At 56.9% G+C, this 13496-nt stretch carries 12 protein-coding genes; 4 read left to right on the top strand and 8 right to left on the bottom strand.

Going from position 1 to position 13496, the window contains the following annotated elements; genetic code table 11:
* Positions 1-109 precede the first annotated feature (109 nt).
* The 4 genes from AC2FLZ_RS07940 to AC2FLZ_RS07925 all read right to left on the bottom strand — a co-directional run bounded on the left by AC2FLZ_RS07940 (position 110) and on the right by AC2FLZ_RS07925 (position 4559).
* The gene (locus AC2FLZ_RS07940; RefSeq protein ID WP_480553557.1) at positions 110-1165 is read right to left on the bottom strand and encodes a methyltetrahydrofolate cobalamin methyltransferase; all 1056 of its coding nucleotides are present in this window, start codon (positions 1163-1165) and stop codon (positions 110-112) included.
* A gap of 9 nt (positions 1166-1174) precedes the next feature.
* Entirely contained in the window at positions 1175-2101 is a 927-nt protein-coding gene (locus tag AC2FLZ_RS07935; protein WP_496882042.1) for a methylenetetrahydrofolate reductase, read from the bottom strand.
* Between the two features lie 25 nt (positions 2102-2126).
* A complete protein-coding gene (locus AC2FLZ_RS07930) occupies positions 2127-2423 on the bottom strand; it encodes a virulence factor (RefSeq protein WP_209503861.1) in 297 nt (98 codons plus the stop codon).
* A 249-nt stretch (positions 2424-2672) separates the two neighbouring features.
* Positions 2673-4559 carry a PhoX family protein gene (locus AC2FLZ_RS07925; RefSeq protein ID WP_496882041.1) on the bottom strand — a complete coding sequence of 629 codons (1887 nt, stop codon included), beginning with the start codon at positions 4557-4559 and terminating at the stop codon, positions 2673-2675.
* A 178-nt stretch (positions 4560-4737) separates the two neighbouring features.
* On the opposite strand from AC2FLZ_RS07925, the gene AC2FLZ_RS07920 reads away from it, so the two are divergent.
* A complete protein-coding gene (locus AC2FLZ_RS07920; protein ID WP_209503859.1) occupies positions 4738-5850 on the top strand; it encodes a Ppx/GppA phosphatase family protein in 1113 nt (370 codons plus the stop codon).
* The gene (locus tag AC2FLZ_RS07915; protein WP_496714286.1) at positions 5850-6566 is read left to right on the top strand and encodes an RlmE family RNA methyltransferase; all 717 of its coding nucleotides are present in this window, start codon (positions 5850-5852) and stop codon (positions 6564-6566) included. The genes AC2FLZ_RS07920 and AC2FLZ_RS07915 overlap by 1 nt, the downstream gene beginning before the upstream one ends.
* Before the next feature lie 2 nt (positions 6567-6568).
* On the opposite strand, the gene AC2FLZ_RS07910 is transcribed toward AC2FLZ_RS07915, so the two are convergent.
* The 3 genes from AC2FLZ_RS07910 to AC2FLZ_RS07900 form a co-directional block, all read right to left on the bottom strand.
* The gene (locus AC2FLZ_RS07910; protein WP_480472891.1) at positions 6569-6760 is read right to left on the bottom strand and encodes a hypothetical protein; all 192 of its coding nucleotides are present in this window, start codon (positions 6758-6760) and stop codon (positions 6569-6571) included.
* An 87-nt stretch (positions 6761-6847) separates the two neighbouring features.
* Complete coding sequence (locus tag AC2FLZ_RS07905) at positions 6848-8749, bottom strand: cytochrome c3 family protein (RefSeq protein ID WP_496882040.1); 1902 nt, start codon at positions 8747-8749, stop codon at positions 6848-6850.
* Positions 8746-9612 carry a YihY/virulence factor BrkB family protein gene (locus tag AC2FLZ_RS07900; protein ID WP_480603561.1) on the bottom strand — a complete coding sequence of 289 codons (867 nt, stop codon included), beginning with the start codon at positions 9610-9612 and terminating at the stop codon, positions 8746-8748. The genes AC2FLZ_RS07905 and AC2FLZ_RS07900 overlap by 4 nt, the downstream gene beginning before the upstream one ends.
* 171 nt (positions 9613-9783) lie before the next feature.
* On the opposite strand from AC2FLZ_RS07900, the gene AC2FLZ_RS07895 reads away from it, so the two are divergent.
* Positions 9784-10872, top strand: a complete 1089-nt coding sequence (locus AC2FLZ_RS07895; RefSeq protein ID WP_480603559.1) for an AI-2E family transporter — start codon at positions 9784-9786, stop codon at positions 10870-10872.
* Positions 10873-10971: 99 nt separating this feature from the next.
* Here AC2FLZ_RS07895 and AC2FLZ_RS07890 read toward each other — a convergent pair whose 3' ends face one another.
* Positions 10972-11640 carry a Crp/Fnr family transcriptional regulator gene (locus tag AC2FLZ_RS07890; RefSeq protein WP_480472899.1) on the bottom strand — a complete coding sequence of 223 codons (669 nt, stop codon included), beginning with the start codon at positions 11638-11640 and terminating at the stop codon, positions 10972-10974.
* Between the two features lie 206 nt (positions 11641-11846).
* Between AC2FLZ_RS07890 and AC2FLZ_RS07885 the strand changes: the two genes are divergently transcribed.
* Positions 11847-13466, top strand: a complete 1620-nt coding sequence (locus AC2FLZ_RS07885; protein WP_480480823.1) for an arylsulfatase — start codon at positions 11847-11849, stop codon at positions 13464-13466.
* The last annotated feature ends 30 nt before the right edge of the window (positions 13467-13496 follow it).

The following is a 13496-nucleotide window of genomic DNA, read 5'->3' as shown; positions in this document are numbered from 1 at the left end:
TGCGTCCCGGTTCAGGATATCCTGAACCCTTGCGCAAAATCGACATTGATCAGGGTCAAACGAAAAGGCCGGGCACAGTGCCCGGCCTTAGCTGTCTTTGTTGATGCAATCAGGCGCGGCGACGACGGCCACCGCCGCGACGACCACCGGCTGCGCCACCGGCCTCGTCAGGTGATTTGTTGAACCTGATCCACTCCCCACCATGCGGGTCGTTGTTGGTCAGCAGGTTGGCGGCGCGGATGGCCTCCATCTCCTTACCGGCGCGCGGCTTGGTGGAGCCCAGGCCGAACATCTGAACAAACGCCTCGTCATCCATACCTTCTGGCAGAATGATGCCAGCTGCGGCAAGGGCTTCTTTTTTCTCGGTAATTTTTGCCTGCGTCACTGGCAGAGCCACCGGGTTCATAATCGCCGAGGTCATGCCGGCACCCATTGCCATCGGCAGGAAGGCATTGTTGATGCCGTGGCGGTTCGGCAAGCCGAACGAGATGTTGGATGCGCCACAGGTGGTGTTCACACCCAGTTCCTCGCGCAGGCGGCGAACCAGAGCAAACACCTGCTGACCAGCTGTTGCCATCGCGCCAATCGGCATGACCAGCGGGTCAACAACGATGTCATGCGCGGGGATTCCAAAATCGGCAGCACGCTGAACGATCTTTTTGGCCACTTCGAAACGGACATCGGGGTCTTCCGAAATACCTGTGTCGTCGTTCGAGATTGCCACAACAGGAACATTGTATTTTTTGACCAGCGGCAGAACCAGTTCCAGGCGCTCTTCCTCACCGGTGACCGAGTTCAGCAGCGGGCGACCTTCCGCCGCCTCAAGACCCGCCTCCAGAGCACCGGGTACCGACGAGTCGATACACAGCGGAACTTCGACCAGACCCTGTACCAGCTCAACGATCTTGCGCATCAGTGGCGGTTCGGTCTCGTTCGGGTTGGGGTTCGAGTTGTAGACGACGCCCGCGTTGATATCCAGAACGGTCGCGCCCGCCATCACCTGCGCCAGCGCATCCTTCTCGACGGTCGAGAAATCGCCTGCCTCCAGTTCGGCCGCCAGCTTTTTCCGACCGGTCGGGTTGATCCGCTCTCCGATCACGCAGAACGGTTCATCAAAGCCCAGAACGGCAGTTTTTGTTTTTGATTCTAAGACTGTACGGGTCATGTCCGTTCCTTAGGAGTTTGCAGGCTGCGCCGAGGCACCGCCATTATTGATCGCCCAGTTGGCGTTGGTTTTGATCCCGCCCAGCGGGAAGAAGTGCACGTTGGTGATGTTGAAATCCGGGTTGGCCGCTTTGTGGTTGGCCAATTCAGTCACAACATCGTTCGGTTCATAGGGCAACAGAAGCTTCGACACATCCATGGCGCGCTTTTGCAGAACTTTCAGCGACGGGCCGACGCCGCAAGCAATTGCGAACTTGATCAGGGTCTGCAGTTTGGCCGGACCGGCGATACCAATGTGGATGGGCAGGTCGATACCTGCCTCTTTCAGACCATCCGCCCAGGCGATGATCGGCTTGGCATCGAAGGCAAACTGAGTTGCCAGGGCCATCTCGGCATCCGTGGTTTCGTTGAATTTCTGTTTCCAGCGCAGGGCGTCATCGACGTTCTTGGTGGACCCATCGGGATCGATGTCCTTGTTACCCTCGGGGTGACCGGCAACATGAAGTCGCTTGAACCCTGCCTTGTCGAACAGACCGGTTTCCATCAGCTGCATGGAACTGTCGAAATCGCCATGCGGCTTTGTCACGCCACCGGCCAGCAACAGCGCCTGCTCGACGCCCGCCTCACCCTGGTACATCGAGATCCAGTTTTCCAAGGTCGCCGCATCCTTGATGATCCGCGCCGGGAAGTGGGGCATGACAGGATAGCCTTCGGCTGCAATCCGCTTGGCTGTCTTGACCATATCTTCAATCGGGGTGCCTTCGATATGAGCAATGTAGACGCGTGTGCCTTCGGGCAGCAGCGCGGGGAAATCCTCGACCTTTTCGGCGGTCCGCGGCATGACCTCGATCGAATAGCCTTGCAGGAAGGCTTCGACGGTCGGGTTCACAGGGCTGTTTTCGACCACATCACGTTTCTTGAAGTTCAGCAAAGCCATTGAGGCCTCCCATTAAGATACGGGCTTATGCCCAACCGTCATTTGCGATCAGCGCTTTGATGCGGTCCTGATCGTATTCCTTTTCCAGACGCAGGGCCTCGGCCTCGGCTACTTCTGCCGGGTCGCCATCAACCGCAAAAGGCTCGGCCTTGCGCCATTCGGCCAGATAGGCATCACTGTCCTTGGCGTTTACCTTCATGGCGGCGCGGTCGATGGCTTGCTCGAACCGTTCTTCCAGTTGCCGCTTCGCGCCGCGACGGCCTTTGCCGACGATGACCTGAGCGGGAATGTCGCGCCAGTACACGATGGTGACGTCAGGCATTACTGTGATTCCTCCTAACCCGATGGGCCGGTTCTAAACTTCAATGTGGGGATTGGTCGGTCGGTTTTCGACACCCGGCGCTTTTCAAGCGACGTTTTCGCCCACGGTGGCGTGGCGGGGTTTTAACCCGTCTCGCGGCAAAAACGCATACCAAAATTCTCATTGTCACTATGAGAGCATTGCATAATGAACAAAAAGCCCCGGACGGCATGACCCGCCCGAGGCTTGTTTCAACGCGTCTTGCCAAGGTTAACCGACCAACCCACCGTCTTCACGAGTAACCGCAATGATGGCTGAACGTGGAACCGAGTTACCACCGTCGGGCCAGTGGCTATTACCGTCTTCACCGGGGTGTTGAATACCAACAAACATGGTGCGGCGATCCGGCGACCAGCTGAGCCCAGTGATCTCACACTCGTTCGGGCCAACCAGAAAACGACGGATTTCACCGGTAACCGGGTCGCCTGCCAGCATCTGGTTGTTCCCCTGCCCTTCGAAGTCGCCCTCGTTGCTGTATTTGCCGTCGGTCTGGATCCACAGCAGGCCGTTGCTGTCAAACTTCAGACCGTCGGGCGAGTTGAACATGTTGTCGGCGTTGACATTGTCCGAACCGCCATACGCATCCTGATGCACGGTCGGGTTTCCGGCCAGTACATACAGGTCCCATTCGAAACCCGATGCGCCATGGTCTCCGCCTTCAGGGCGCCAGCGCACGATCTGACCGTATTTGTTCGCCTCGCGCGGATTCGGCCCGTTGACCGAAGTGTCGTCGCCACCGGCATTCGGTTTCACACCGCGGTTCTTGTTGTTGGTCAGGCAGCAATAGACCTCGGGCGCGTTCGGGTTGGCCGCAACCCATTCCGGGCGGTCCATGGTGGTCGCGCCAACAGCCGATGCTGCTTGCCGCGTATGGATGCAGATTTCGGCCTGCGACGTCATACCAGTTGTTTCGGGGGTCAGGTCCAGCCACTCACCAGTCCCGTCGTCGTTGAACTTTGCAACCGACAACGTACCGTTCTCAAGCAGCGCATGCGTGTCCACCCCAGCGGCATAAAAACCTTCCGAGACAAAGCGGTACAGGAACTCGCCCCGTTCATCATCACCCATGTAGACAACGACACGACCGTCATTGTTCACAATGGCCTCGGCGTTTTCGTGCTTGAACCGACCGAGCGCGGTCAGCTTACGAGGGGTCGAGGTCGGCTCGGTCGGATTGATTTCGACAACATAGCCTGCGCGGTTCGGCTCGTTAGGGTTTTTCGAGACGTCGAAACGCTCGTCAATTCCGGCCCATCCGTATCCCCAGTCCTTGGACGAAACGCCGTAGCGCTGAAGTTCGGCGCTGACCTCATGTTTTTCGTCCTCAGTCGAGAAGTAACCATTGAAATTCTCTTCACAGGCCAAATACGTCCCCCATGGGGTCATGCCATTACCACAGTTGTTCCAGGTGCCTTTACAGATGGTGCCTGTCGGATCGGCGGCAGTTTTCAGCAGATCATGGCCAGCGGCAGGCCCCGTCAATGACATGTCTGTCTGCGGCGTGATGCGGCGGTTATACGAGCTATCCTTGACGATGCCCCATTTGCCGTCGGTAACCGCAATCTCGACCACCGTCACACCATGCGCCATCATGCCTTTGGCGACATCGTCATCCGAGGCGGCTTTGGCGTCCGGGTTGTTGCCCCAAAGGATATCGCGATTGGTGTATTCGTTGTTCACGACCAGTAGAACGTGACCCTCGTGCAAAAACACATCCTGACCGTCGGTGTTATCACCAAATGCGCGCTCTTGGCTGGCAGCGGTTCCACGGGTGGCCGGATCAAATTCGGGCACATCAGACCAAAGCGGGTCGCCCCAGCGCACCATCACCTCGGCCTTGTAGCCCGGCGGCACGATGACGTCATCGGCAGTTGACGCCGGAATCGCCTCAAACGCAAATCGATCTGCGGCTGCGCGCGCACCAGTTGGAAGCAGCGACCCGCCCAAAGCCGTGAAACTTCCCACCGCCAATACGCCGCCCAGAAATCCACGACGTGACAGGGCACGTTCAACGACGCGGTCAAACTCACATTCCTCTGGGCGCGGGTTCACCATTTCATCGAATTCGTCAAAGGTCAGGACACGTTTATCTTTCATGGCAGGCTCCGTCTGCGGCTGATTGCGATCAAGAATCCCTCAACCGGGATCAAAGATCAAATCGCACCTCAGTATGAACGGCGTGTGACATCCAAGCCAAATTTGAAATGGAAATCGCTTGCACGTCGACGACGCCCCGCCTAGGGTCAAATCAACTCGAAAATCGGAGGGCGTTACGATGGCGCCCAAGCGTCCCAAAGGTGCGGGCGCGTTCCCGAAAGCGGTCGAAAGCCCCGCGCCGGCAAGACCCGATCCGGATGCCCTGTATGCGGCTCTGGATTTGGGAACAAATAGTTGCCGCATGTTGATAGCCCAGCCCAAGGGCAGCGGGTTTCATGTGGTTGACAGCTTCTCCAAGTCCGTGCAGCTGGGCGCGGGTCTGGAACGCACCGGACGTCTGTCGCGGGCGTCGATGGCACGCACCGTTCAGGCGCTGCGAATCTGTCAACAAAAGCTGAAGCGGAACAAAGTAAAACGGATGCGTCTGATCGCAACCGAGGCCTGCCGCCGCGCCAAGAATTCCCGCGAATTCATCCGACAGGTCAAACGCGAAACCGGACTGACGCTTGAAATCATCCAACCCGAAGAAGAAGCCCGTTTGGCGGTGATCTCCTGCGCCCCGCTGGTGTCCACCAAGACCGAACAGCTGTTGGTTGTCGATATTGGCGGCGGTTCGACCGAGCTGGTCTGGATCGACATTTCGTCCGTCCCTCGCCGTGACCGCCCGGCTGCGATCATGCGTTTGCACAACGGATTTCACACGGTCGACAGCCCTTTTCCGGCTGCAAAAGTTGTAGACTGGATCAGCGTACCGCTGGGTGTTGCCACGTTGCGGGATCAGTTCAATGACGTCGAAAACGACGCCGCTCGCTTTGCATTGATGAGCTGGTTTTTCGAAGAAAACCTGGCCGATTTCGCACCTTACAAAGATGAACAGACCCGCGAAGGTTTTCAGATCGTCGGCACCAGCGGAACTGTCACAACGGTTGCTGCATCGCATCTTGGCCTGAAGCGCTATGACCGGACCAAGGTTGACGGGCTGCGTATGACCAGTGATCAGATTGACAAAGTGATACGCGGGTATTTAGAACTCGGCCCTCATGGGCGCCGCCGGGATCCTCGGATTGGTGAAGACCGGCAGGCCCTGATCATGTCCGGCTCAGCCATTTTGCAGGCATTGTTGCGCTGCTGGCCCACTGATCGCCTTTCCGTGGCAGATCGGGGGCTACGCGAGGGCCTGCTTTATGCACAGATGAGCGCGGACGGGGTACTGGAAGACGGACCGTTCTGATGGCGAAGACACCAACTGGCAAAAACAACTCGGGTCGCGGTCAGCGTGACCTGAAGGTAAAGGTAAAAACCGCACGTGGTCGCAAGCTGAGTTCGACCCGCTGGCTCGAACGACAGCTGAACGATCCCTATGTGAAGCGCGCCCAGACCGAAGGATACCGGGGGCGGGCCGCGTATAAGATCAAGGAGCTAGACGACAAGTTCCGCTTTCTCGTACCCGGAGCACGGGTTGTTGATCTGGGGTGCGCGCCCGGTGGCTGGTGCCAGGTTGCAGTCAAACGCGTAAACGCGCTTGGCGAAAAGTCAGGGAAACGGATCGGAACTGTGCTGGGCATCGACTTGCAGGAAGTCGAACCGGTTGCGGGTGCCGATACTCATGTGCTGGACTTCATGGAGGATGACGCCGACCAGAAGGTCAAGGACTGGCTGGGTGGCAAAGCGGATGTGGTGATGTCAGACATGGCAGCGGCGTCCTCGGGTCACAAGCAGACCGACCATCTTCGGATCATCGCACTGTGTGAAACTGCGGCCCATTTCGCGTTTGACGTGCTGGAAGAAGGTGGCACATTCGTAGCCAAGGTTCTTGCCGGCGGTGCCGAGGGCGATTTGCAAAAACTTCTGAAGCAGAAATTTCAGAAAGTGGCGCATGTGAAACCGCCCGCATCACGTTCGGACAGTTCAGAAAAATTTGTTGTGGCAACCGGGTTTCGCGGCTGAACTTAATCTTCCAATCGGATACGGTTCCCGGTCAGCCGTTGTTCGCGCAGCGACGTCGCGGCCATACCCTGCAACATCAGTGTATCCCCGTGCGAAACATATACAGGCTCGCGATTGCGCAGCTCTTCAATGCGCTGCGCCAGCGTAGCGGGGTTCGTCCCGGTTGCTTTCTGTCTTGTTGAATCCGCGGACATACATCACCTCAAAACAGCAAATCTGAAATGCTGTTAGCGTGAAATTTTGCCGTGAAGTTGGAACAAATCGGGCAAACCTGTGCCGGATCAGGGCCCCAGTTGTTGCAGCAATTGCAGCAAGGCCGGGTCATCGGGCAATCTGCCCAAGGCTTCTCGCAGGGCGATACGTGCGGCTTCCGGGCCGCGATTGATCTGTGCCAGCTGCACCACCATGGGCCACGCTTCGGCGCGCTGAGGATCCAGCGCTACAACCTCGCGAAATGCCCGTTCGGCAGCCGGGGCGTTGCGCAGCGTCAAGGCCATCCCCCCCAGAACCAGATGTGTTTCCGGGGCATCCAGCCTGTTCGAGATCGCCGCCTGCCACTCGGCCATCCCCTCCCCGGCCAGATCCTGTTGCTGAGATGTCAGAGCTTGAAGAGGGATACTCAGAAATTCCTTGGCGGCGGCTATGCGAACGTTGCGAAAAGGATCAGACAAAAGGGGCTCTAACCTTTGCGCACGATCCGTTGGGCTCGCCTGACGCTGCAAGGCTGCTGCATTTGCGCGTATCAGCGGATCGTCTTCCTGCAACAGTGGCGCTGTATACGCGGCAACCTCAAGCGAGCCAAAAGGTTGCAGCAGATACGCTGCTGTTGCCCGCACGATAGCGGGTTGCGAGGGGTCCGTTGCGACAGCAATCAAACCCTCTGGCGTGTTCAAATGGCCATCGGCAGCAGCTTTGAACACCGTGCCATAATGCGGGGCCCGATTGGCTGTGTCAGGAAACCAGCCTTTGATCCGGCTGGCAGCCCAGACCTGATCCTTATTCTGGTGGCAATCAGTGCAGGCATCAGCCCCCAATCCCAAATCCGGTCGCGGCACGCGAAAGCTGTGATCCCGGCGACCGTCCACGCCCATATATTTACGTTCGATCATGTGGCAGCTTTTGCACTGGGCACCCGCGCTATCCGTAACGTGATGATGGTGATTGGGTGTATCGTATTCCTGTTTCGCCAGCGTCGGGAAATCAGGGTTTCCGGCCGTGGAATGACATTGGGTACAAATACCGTTGCCTTCGGCCTTCAACTGCGCACTGTGTGGCTCGTGGCAGTTCATGCACCCGACCCCTCGGGCATACATTTTGGATTGCAGGAATGAGCCGTAAACGTAGACCTCATCCAGTATCTGCCCGTCCGGATGATACGAACCGGGCCGCAACACAGCCAGGTTATAGGCATCATGATACGAGGTTCCCGGCAAAGGGTTTCCGTTGCCATGTGCCTCGCGCCGCGAATGACACCCGGCGCATTGCTGGATCTCGGCCTCGGTCTGACCTTTTCCCCAGCTCATCGAAAAGCCTGTATCACTCAGCCCCTCAGTAACGCTCTGCCCTTTGGTCCAATCGATATGAGCTGACCCCGGTCCATGGCAGGCTTCGCAGCCAACACCAATCTCGGCCTGTCGGGAAGAGTATGTTCTGGATTGCGCGTCGTAGTTCTTTTCAAACCCTGTGGCGTGACATTCGGCGCAGCGCGCGTTCCAGTTCTTGTAAGGGCCCGTCCAGTGCAGCCCGTCTTCTGGTGGCAGATCCTGATCGGGGTATAAGTGATACCAGCGCTTCTGCTCGGTATCCCAAACCACATCAAAGCTTTGCAACCGCCCCGGTTCGGTTTCAAACAGATATTGTTGCAGAGGTGCGATTCCAACGACGGAATGCACATCATATGCCGTCGTCGCTCCGTCTTTTTCCGTTACACGAGCTGTGAACCTGTCTGCCTGTTTAGTAAATTCAACCGTCATCCCGTTCTGCACGAACCGGGTTCCATCGAATTCGGCGACCAGATGGCCGTCGCCAACTTCTGTCCAGGCCAAGGCATGATGAGACGAAGCCCATGCCTCGGCCTCGTGCTGATGGCAGTCTGAACACCGATCTGAGCCCACATATTCCAGTGACTGCGCCTGCCCTTCACTTGCGAGGGTTAAACAAGCCGCCAGAATGGCAAATCTCATGCCATATCTCCTTCAGCGGCGTTCCGAAGGTCGATCAATGCGCCGTTGTATTCAGCGCCAAGGATCAGCATCGCAGAACACAGATACAGGAAAATCAGCGCGGCCATTGCCCCGGCCAAACCCGCATATGTGGCACTGTAGGTGGCGAACTGGCTGATATAGACTGAAAATGCCCATCCGCCAGCTGCCCACAAAACCAATGTCAGTATGACGCCGGGCAGGATTTGGGTCAGGCTGTGCCTGCGGGTTGGCAGAATTAGATGTGCCAGCAGGACAGTGCCTGCCGGAACGGCCACGGTAAACGTCCACCGCAGGCGATCTACGGACAGCCAGTCCGCTACCGGAGATTCGGTATGCTCTGCCACCAGTTTCGTGTAGACCGGCAAGACCACCTCGACCGTTGCAATAACAAGGATTGCCGAACCGCCAAGGATAACCAGAACCAGACACAAAAGCCGGGTTTTCCAAAAAGGCCAACTGTCCTGATCGTGATAGGCCTGATTCATGGCAGCGCGTACTGCGGCAACCCCGTTGGACGCAAAGTAGATTGCAAGCAGACCACCCAGCGTAATCACACCCGACCCCGCCCCGGCCAGAACCGCACGCAGCTCGGCCACGATCGGGTCCGCAACATCCCTGGGCCATGCCCCGAACAGCAGATCAATCAGCTCATCGGTAACATAGTCCTGCGACAATGCCCCAGCCAGCGCCACGGTGAACAACACAAAGGGAAACAGGGCCATCATCAGCGACATGGCGACATGGCTGCTCATGACAGGTCCGTTTTTCCTGACGAACCGGCGAAGCGCCAGCCATAACGCCTGAAGCGGGCGGCCAAATGGGGGAATCGTAGGCTTTGTCATCCTGCAACCCTAACCCGCCGAAATAAAACACAGAACCCGTCATCGGTATCAAAGTGACAAAAGCCGGTCTGCAAACCGCTGACTGCATTGCTAAAACCGGAATGCAGGTGCAGGATTGGGCAAAGCGGGACGATCACTAGCCTGCTTAAGAACAGATAAACAGGATACTGAATGATCCCGGATCAGGAAGATTTCACGGCTCGCCCCAGGCTAAAACTGTCTGTTGTCCGCGACACCTGCATTATCGCGGCGCTGATAGTGCTGGGGCTTTATGCGGGGGCGAACTTCCTGATCCCGCTTGCCATGGCACTGCTGGTCAACGTTCTGATCATTGCGCTGAGCGACCGCGTCGTCGCGCTAACCCGCGCTCCAGTCTGGCTGGCAAATATCGCTGGTGTGACCATCGTTCTGGCGGGTTTGTTCATGATCATGTACGTGCTGGGCAGTCAGGCAACGCAGTTTGCACGGTCCGTCAGCACCTACGAAAACCAGTTCGACGGGGCGGTTGAGCGCATAACCGGTCTTGTCGGCAACGACGTCACCACTTTCATCCGCGACAATCTGGTCAGCATCGACATGACCTATGTCGCACGCCTGTTGCTGGGCAGCGCTACGTCCCTACTGAACCAGTTCTTTCTGATCAGCCTCTATGTCGCGTTCCTGATGGCCGAGCGTCTGGCCTTTCGCAAGAAAATTCAACTTGCGGCTGGCGACCCCCAAACCGGCGCTGATTTTGCGACCATGCTTGATGCCATATCGATCAGCCTGCAACGATATGTTGGGGTTAAGACCCTGATCAGCCTGATCACAGCGGGCATCAGTTATTTTGTATTCAGGGCCCTTGGTTTGGAATATGCGGAAACCTGGGCCGTTTTGACCTTTGCTTTGAACTTCATTCCTTCGATCGGGTCGATCATAGCGGTGTTTTTTCCGGCCATGATCGCGCTTGTTCAGTTTGATACGATCGTTCCGTTTCTGATCATCTTATTTGGGTGCGGCACCCTTCAATTCCTGATCGGTAACTTCCTTGATCCGGCCATGCTGGGCCGCTCGCTGAACATGTCGACATTCCTTGTCATTCTGGCGCTGACATTCTGGACAACTGTCTGGGGCCTGATCGGCGCTTTCCTGAGCGTGCCACTGACGGTCTGTATTCTGATCGTGTTCAGCCACATCCCTGCTTTACGCCCGGTCGCGATCCTGATGTCTCTGGACGGCCAATTGGGCGAGGAGGACGGTCAGGCGCGTGCTAATAACTGAACTGCGGCGTGGCGTAGGCTTAAGTTCGTCGGGTGCCGTACACAGCCGCCAGCCTGTCCGCATATGTTGGACCGCATACCGGTGTCACGACCCGAAACCTCAGGTCTGACAACTGGCTATCAATGCGCCCCGATCCAGCAGTCGAACCCGGCCATACCCCAGTTCGATTAACCCCAAATCCACAAGCCGGTGAAGGTTCCTGTGCAAAGTCGGTTGCGATACAGCAATCATCGCCGCCAGATCGTCCTGGGAAACATCAATCCATCCATCGGTTTTCGAGGTCCCCTCGTCCAAGTGAAGCAACCTCAAGACCAGCCGCTTTTCCGTTCCCGTCACAGCCAGATTTGCCATGATGCGCAAAGCGGTCCGCATATTCTCATGCGTCAACGCATAGAAATCCCGGATGTAGTCAGGATTGTTCTGAATCAACCGCGAGATGCTTAAATTTGGGAAAAACAAGGCTTGAGTGGCTTGCGTCGTGATAACACTGACCAGACGCAGCGCACCTGCAAACAAAGCCAGATCGCCGATCCAGAACCCAGCGCCGTCGCGGTGAAGCACAAACTCCTGACCATCATCCGCTGGGGCCGTTATCTGCACACCACCGCTGAGAATCGCGTAGATACCATTTGCCGGATCACCATAGTGATACAGCGTCTCTCCCGCCTCTACCGATTTCGGTATGCCAAGGGCTGCCAAATCGGCCTGAAACTCTGACGAGCGTTCACTGAACCATCCGGTGTTTCGTAATAGCTTCAGATTATTCATTTTGTCTCACATTTGTACTTTGCGATATAATCATATGATGAGTTTCCGACGCAAGAAGTAACCTATGCTAATGGTGTTCGATTCCTGCTACCAAAGATTTTCAATATGGGAATCAACACTTTGCTGCCGCGTTGTTCATGCATTTGAACGCCGGGTGATTCATTTCCTTTGGGGTCGCCAAGATCCTCTCAGATCAGGAGCAAACCATGTTACCTCCACGTTCGCTATCCGGCACCTGGCGCAGTAACTTGCGCCGACTTGCCGTGGTAACCGCCACGTTGACACTGGCCATACCCGCCTGGGCGCAGAACCAGAAACCGAATATCCTTGTGATCTGGGGCGACGATGTTGGTCAGTCCAACATCTCGGCCTACACGCGGGGGTTGATGGGGTATCAGACACCCAATATCGACCGTATCGCCGAAGAAGGTATGATGTTCACGGATTACTACGGTGAACAGTCGTGCACGGCTGGGCGATCATCTTTCATCATGGGGCAATCCGTTTTCCGCACGGGCCTGTCCAAAGTTGGCCTGCCGGGCGCTGAGGAAGGCATGCAGATCGAAGACCCGACCATTGCGGGCCTTCTGAAAGCGGAAGGCTACGCCACGGGTCAGTTCGGAAAAAACCACCTGGGCGACCGGGATGAACATCTGCCGACAAACCACGGTTTTGACGAATTTTTTGGCAACCTCTACCATCTCAACGCCGAGGAAGAGCCGGAAAACATCGACTATCCCAATGATGCTGTTCTGCCCGATGGCAGAACCTTCCGACAAGCTTTTGGCCCGCGCGGTGTAATCAAGTCGACAGCGGGTGGTGAGATCGAGGATACCGGCCCGCTGACCAAGAAGCGCATGGAAACGGTCGACGATGAAACCGCGGCGGCTGCGATTGAATTCATCCGCAAACAAGAGGAAAGCGGCACACCGTGGTTCGTCTGGTGGTCAGGTACCCGGATGCATTTCCGCACGCATGTTTCCGAAGAGAAATGGGCAAAAGCAAATGAAATCGTCGGCAAGCAGGTAGATGAGTATACGGCTGGCATGATCGAACACGATATGCATATCGGCGACTTCCTGACTGCGCTGGATGAGCTGGGCATCGCCGACAAGACCATCGTGTTTTACTCGACCGACAATGGTCCGCACATGAATACCTGGCCAGATGCCGCGATGACCCCGTTCTGGGGTGAAAAGAATACCCAATGGGAGGGCGCATGGCGCGTACCTGCCATGGTTCGGTGGCCCGGCAAGATTACCGAAGGCGCTGTGTCGAACGAGATCGTGCACCATATGGATTGGTTACCGACATTCCTGGCTGCAGCTGGCAACGAAACCGTGAAAGAAGATCTTCTGGAAGGTGTCACCGTGGCCGAAGTTGGCGGCGGGCGTGACTATCGCGTGCATCTGGATGGCTACAACATCTTGCCGTTGCTGACCGGCGAAACAGACAAGAGTCCGCGCAGGGAAATCTTCTATTTCACGGACGATGGTGACCTTGCGGCACTGCGCTTCGGTGATTGGAAAATCACCTTCCTGGAACAGAAGGCATGGGCAACCTTGCGCGCCTGGATGGAGCCACTGACCCCTCTGCGCGTGCCATTGATCACCAACCTGCGACGCGACCCGTACGAGCGTGGCTACCGCACATCGAACACCTACTATGACTGGATGCTCGACCGTGCCTACATGCTGGTACCTGCGCAGGCCTATGTCGCGCAGTTCCTTGAAACCTTCAAGGAATACCCACCCCGACAGGAAGCGGCGAGCTTCAGCCTCGACAAAGTGATGGAGAAGTTGACGTCACCTCCGGGCGCACCGTGAACCTGACTGTTTGATCCAAGACACAGCAAA

The sequence above is a fragment of the Ruegeria sp. YKSF131 genome (assembly GCF_059612645.1).
This window is presented reverse-complemented; position numbering and strand designations above follow the sequence as displayed.

What these genes read in the sequence shown, in the direction of transcription:
- AC2FLZ_RS07940 (WP_480553557.1), bottom strand. Translation starts at nt 1,165, where the DNA reads ATGACCCGTACAGTCTTAGAATCAAAAACAAAAACTGCCGTTCTGGGC.
- AC2FLZ_RS07935 (WP_496882042.1), bottom strand. Translation starts at nt 2,101, where the DNA reads ATGGCTTTGCTGAACTTCAAGAAACGTGATGTGGTCGAAAACAGCCCT.
- AC2FLZ_RS07930 (WP_209503861.1), bottom strand. Translation starts at nt 2,423, where the DNA reads ATGCCTGACGTCACCATCGTGTACTGGCGCGACATTCCCGCTCAGGTC.
- AC2FLZ_RS07925 (WP_496882041.1), bottom strand. Translation starts at nt 4,559, where the DNA reads ATGAAAGATAAACGTGTCCTGACCTTTGACGAATTCGATGAAATGGTG.
- AC2FLZ_RS07920 (WP_209503859.1), top strand. Translation starts at nt 4,738, where the DNA reads ATGGCGCCCAAGCGTCCCAAAGGTGCGGGCGCGTTCCCGAAAGCGGTC.
- AC2FLZ_RS07915 (WP_496714286.1), top strand. Translation starts at nt 5,850, where the DNA reads ATGGCGAAGACACCAACTGGCAAAAACAACTCGGGTCGCGGTCAGCGT.
- AC2FLZ_RS07910 (WP_480472891.1), bottom strand. Translation starts at nt 6,760, where the DNA reads ATGTCCGCGGATTCAACAAGACAGAAAGCAACCGGGACGAACCCCGCT.
- AC2FLZ_RS07905 (WP_496882040.1), bottom strand. Translation starts at nt 8,749, where the DNA reads ATGAGATTTGCCATTCTGGCGGCTTGTTTAACCCTCGCAAGTGAAGGG.
- AC2FLZ_RS07900 (WP_480603561.1), bottom strand. Translation starts at nt 9,612, where the DNA reads ATGACAAAGCCTACGATTCCCCCATTTGGCCGCCCGCTTCAGGCGTTA.
- AC2FLZ_RS07895 (WP_480603559.1), top strand. Translation starts at nt 9,784, where the DNA reads ATGATCCCGGATCAGGAAGATTTCACGGCTCGCCCCAGGCTAAAACTG.
- AC2FLZ_RS07890 (WP_480472899.1), bottom strand. Translation starts at nt 11,640, where the DNA reads ATGAATAATCTGAAGCTATTACGAAACACCGGATGGTTCAGTGAACGC.
- AC2FLZ_RS07885 (WP_480480823.1), top strand. Translation starts at nt 11,847, where the DNA reads ATGTTACCTCCACGTTCGCTATCCGGCACCTGGCGCAGTAACTTGCGC.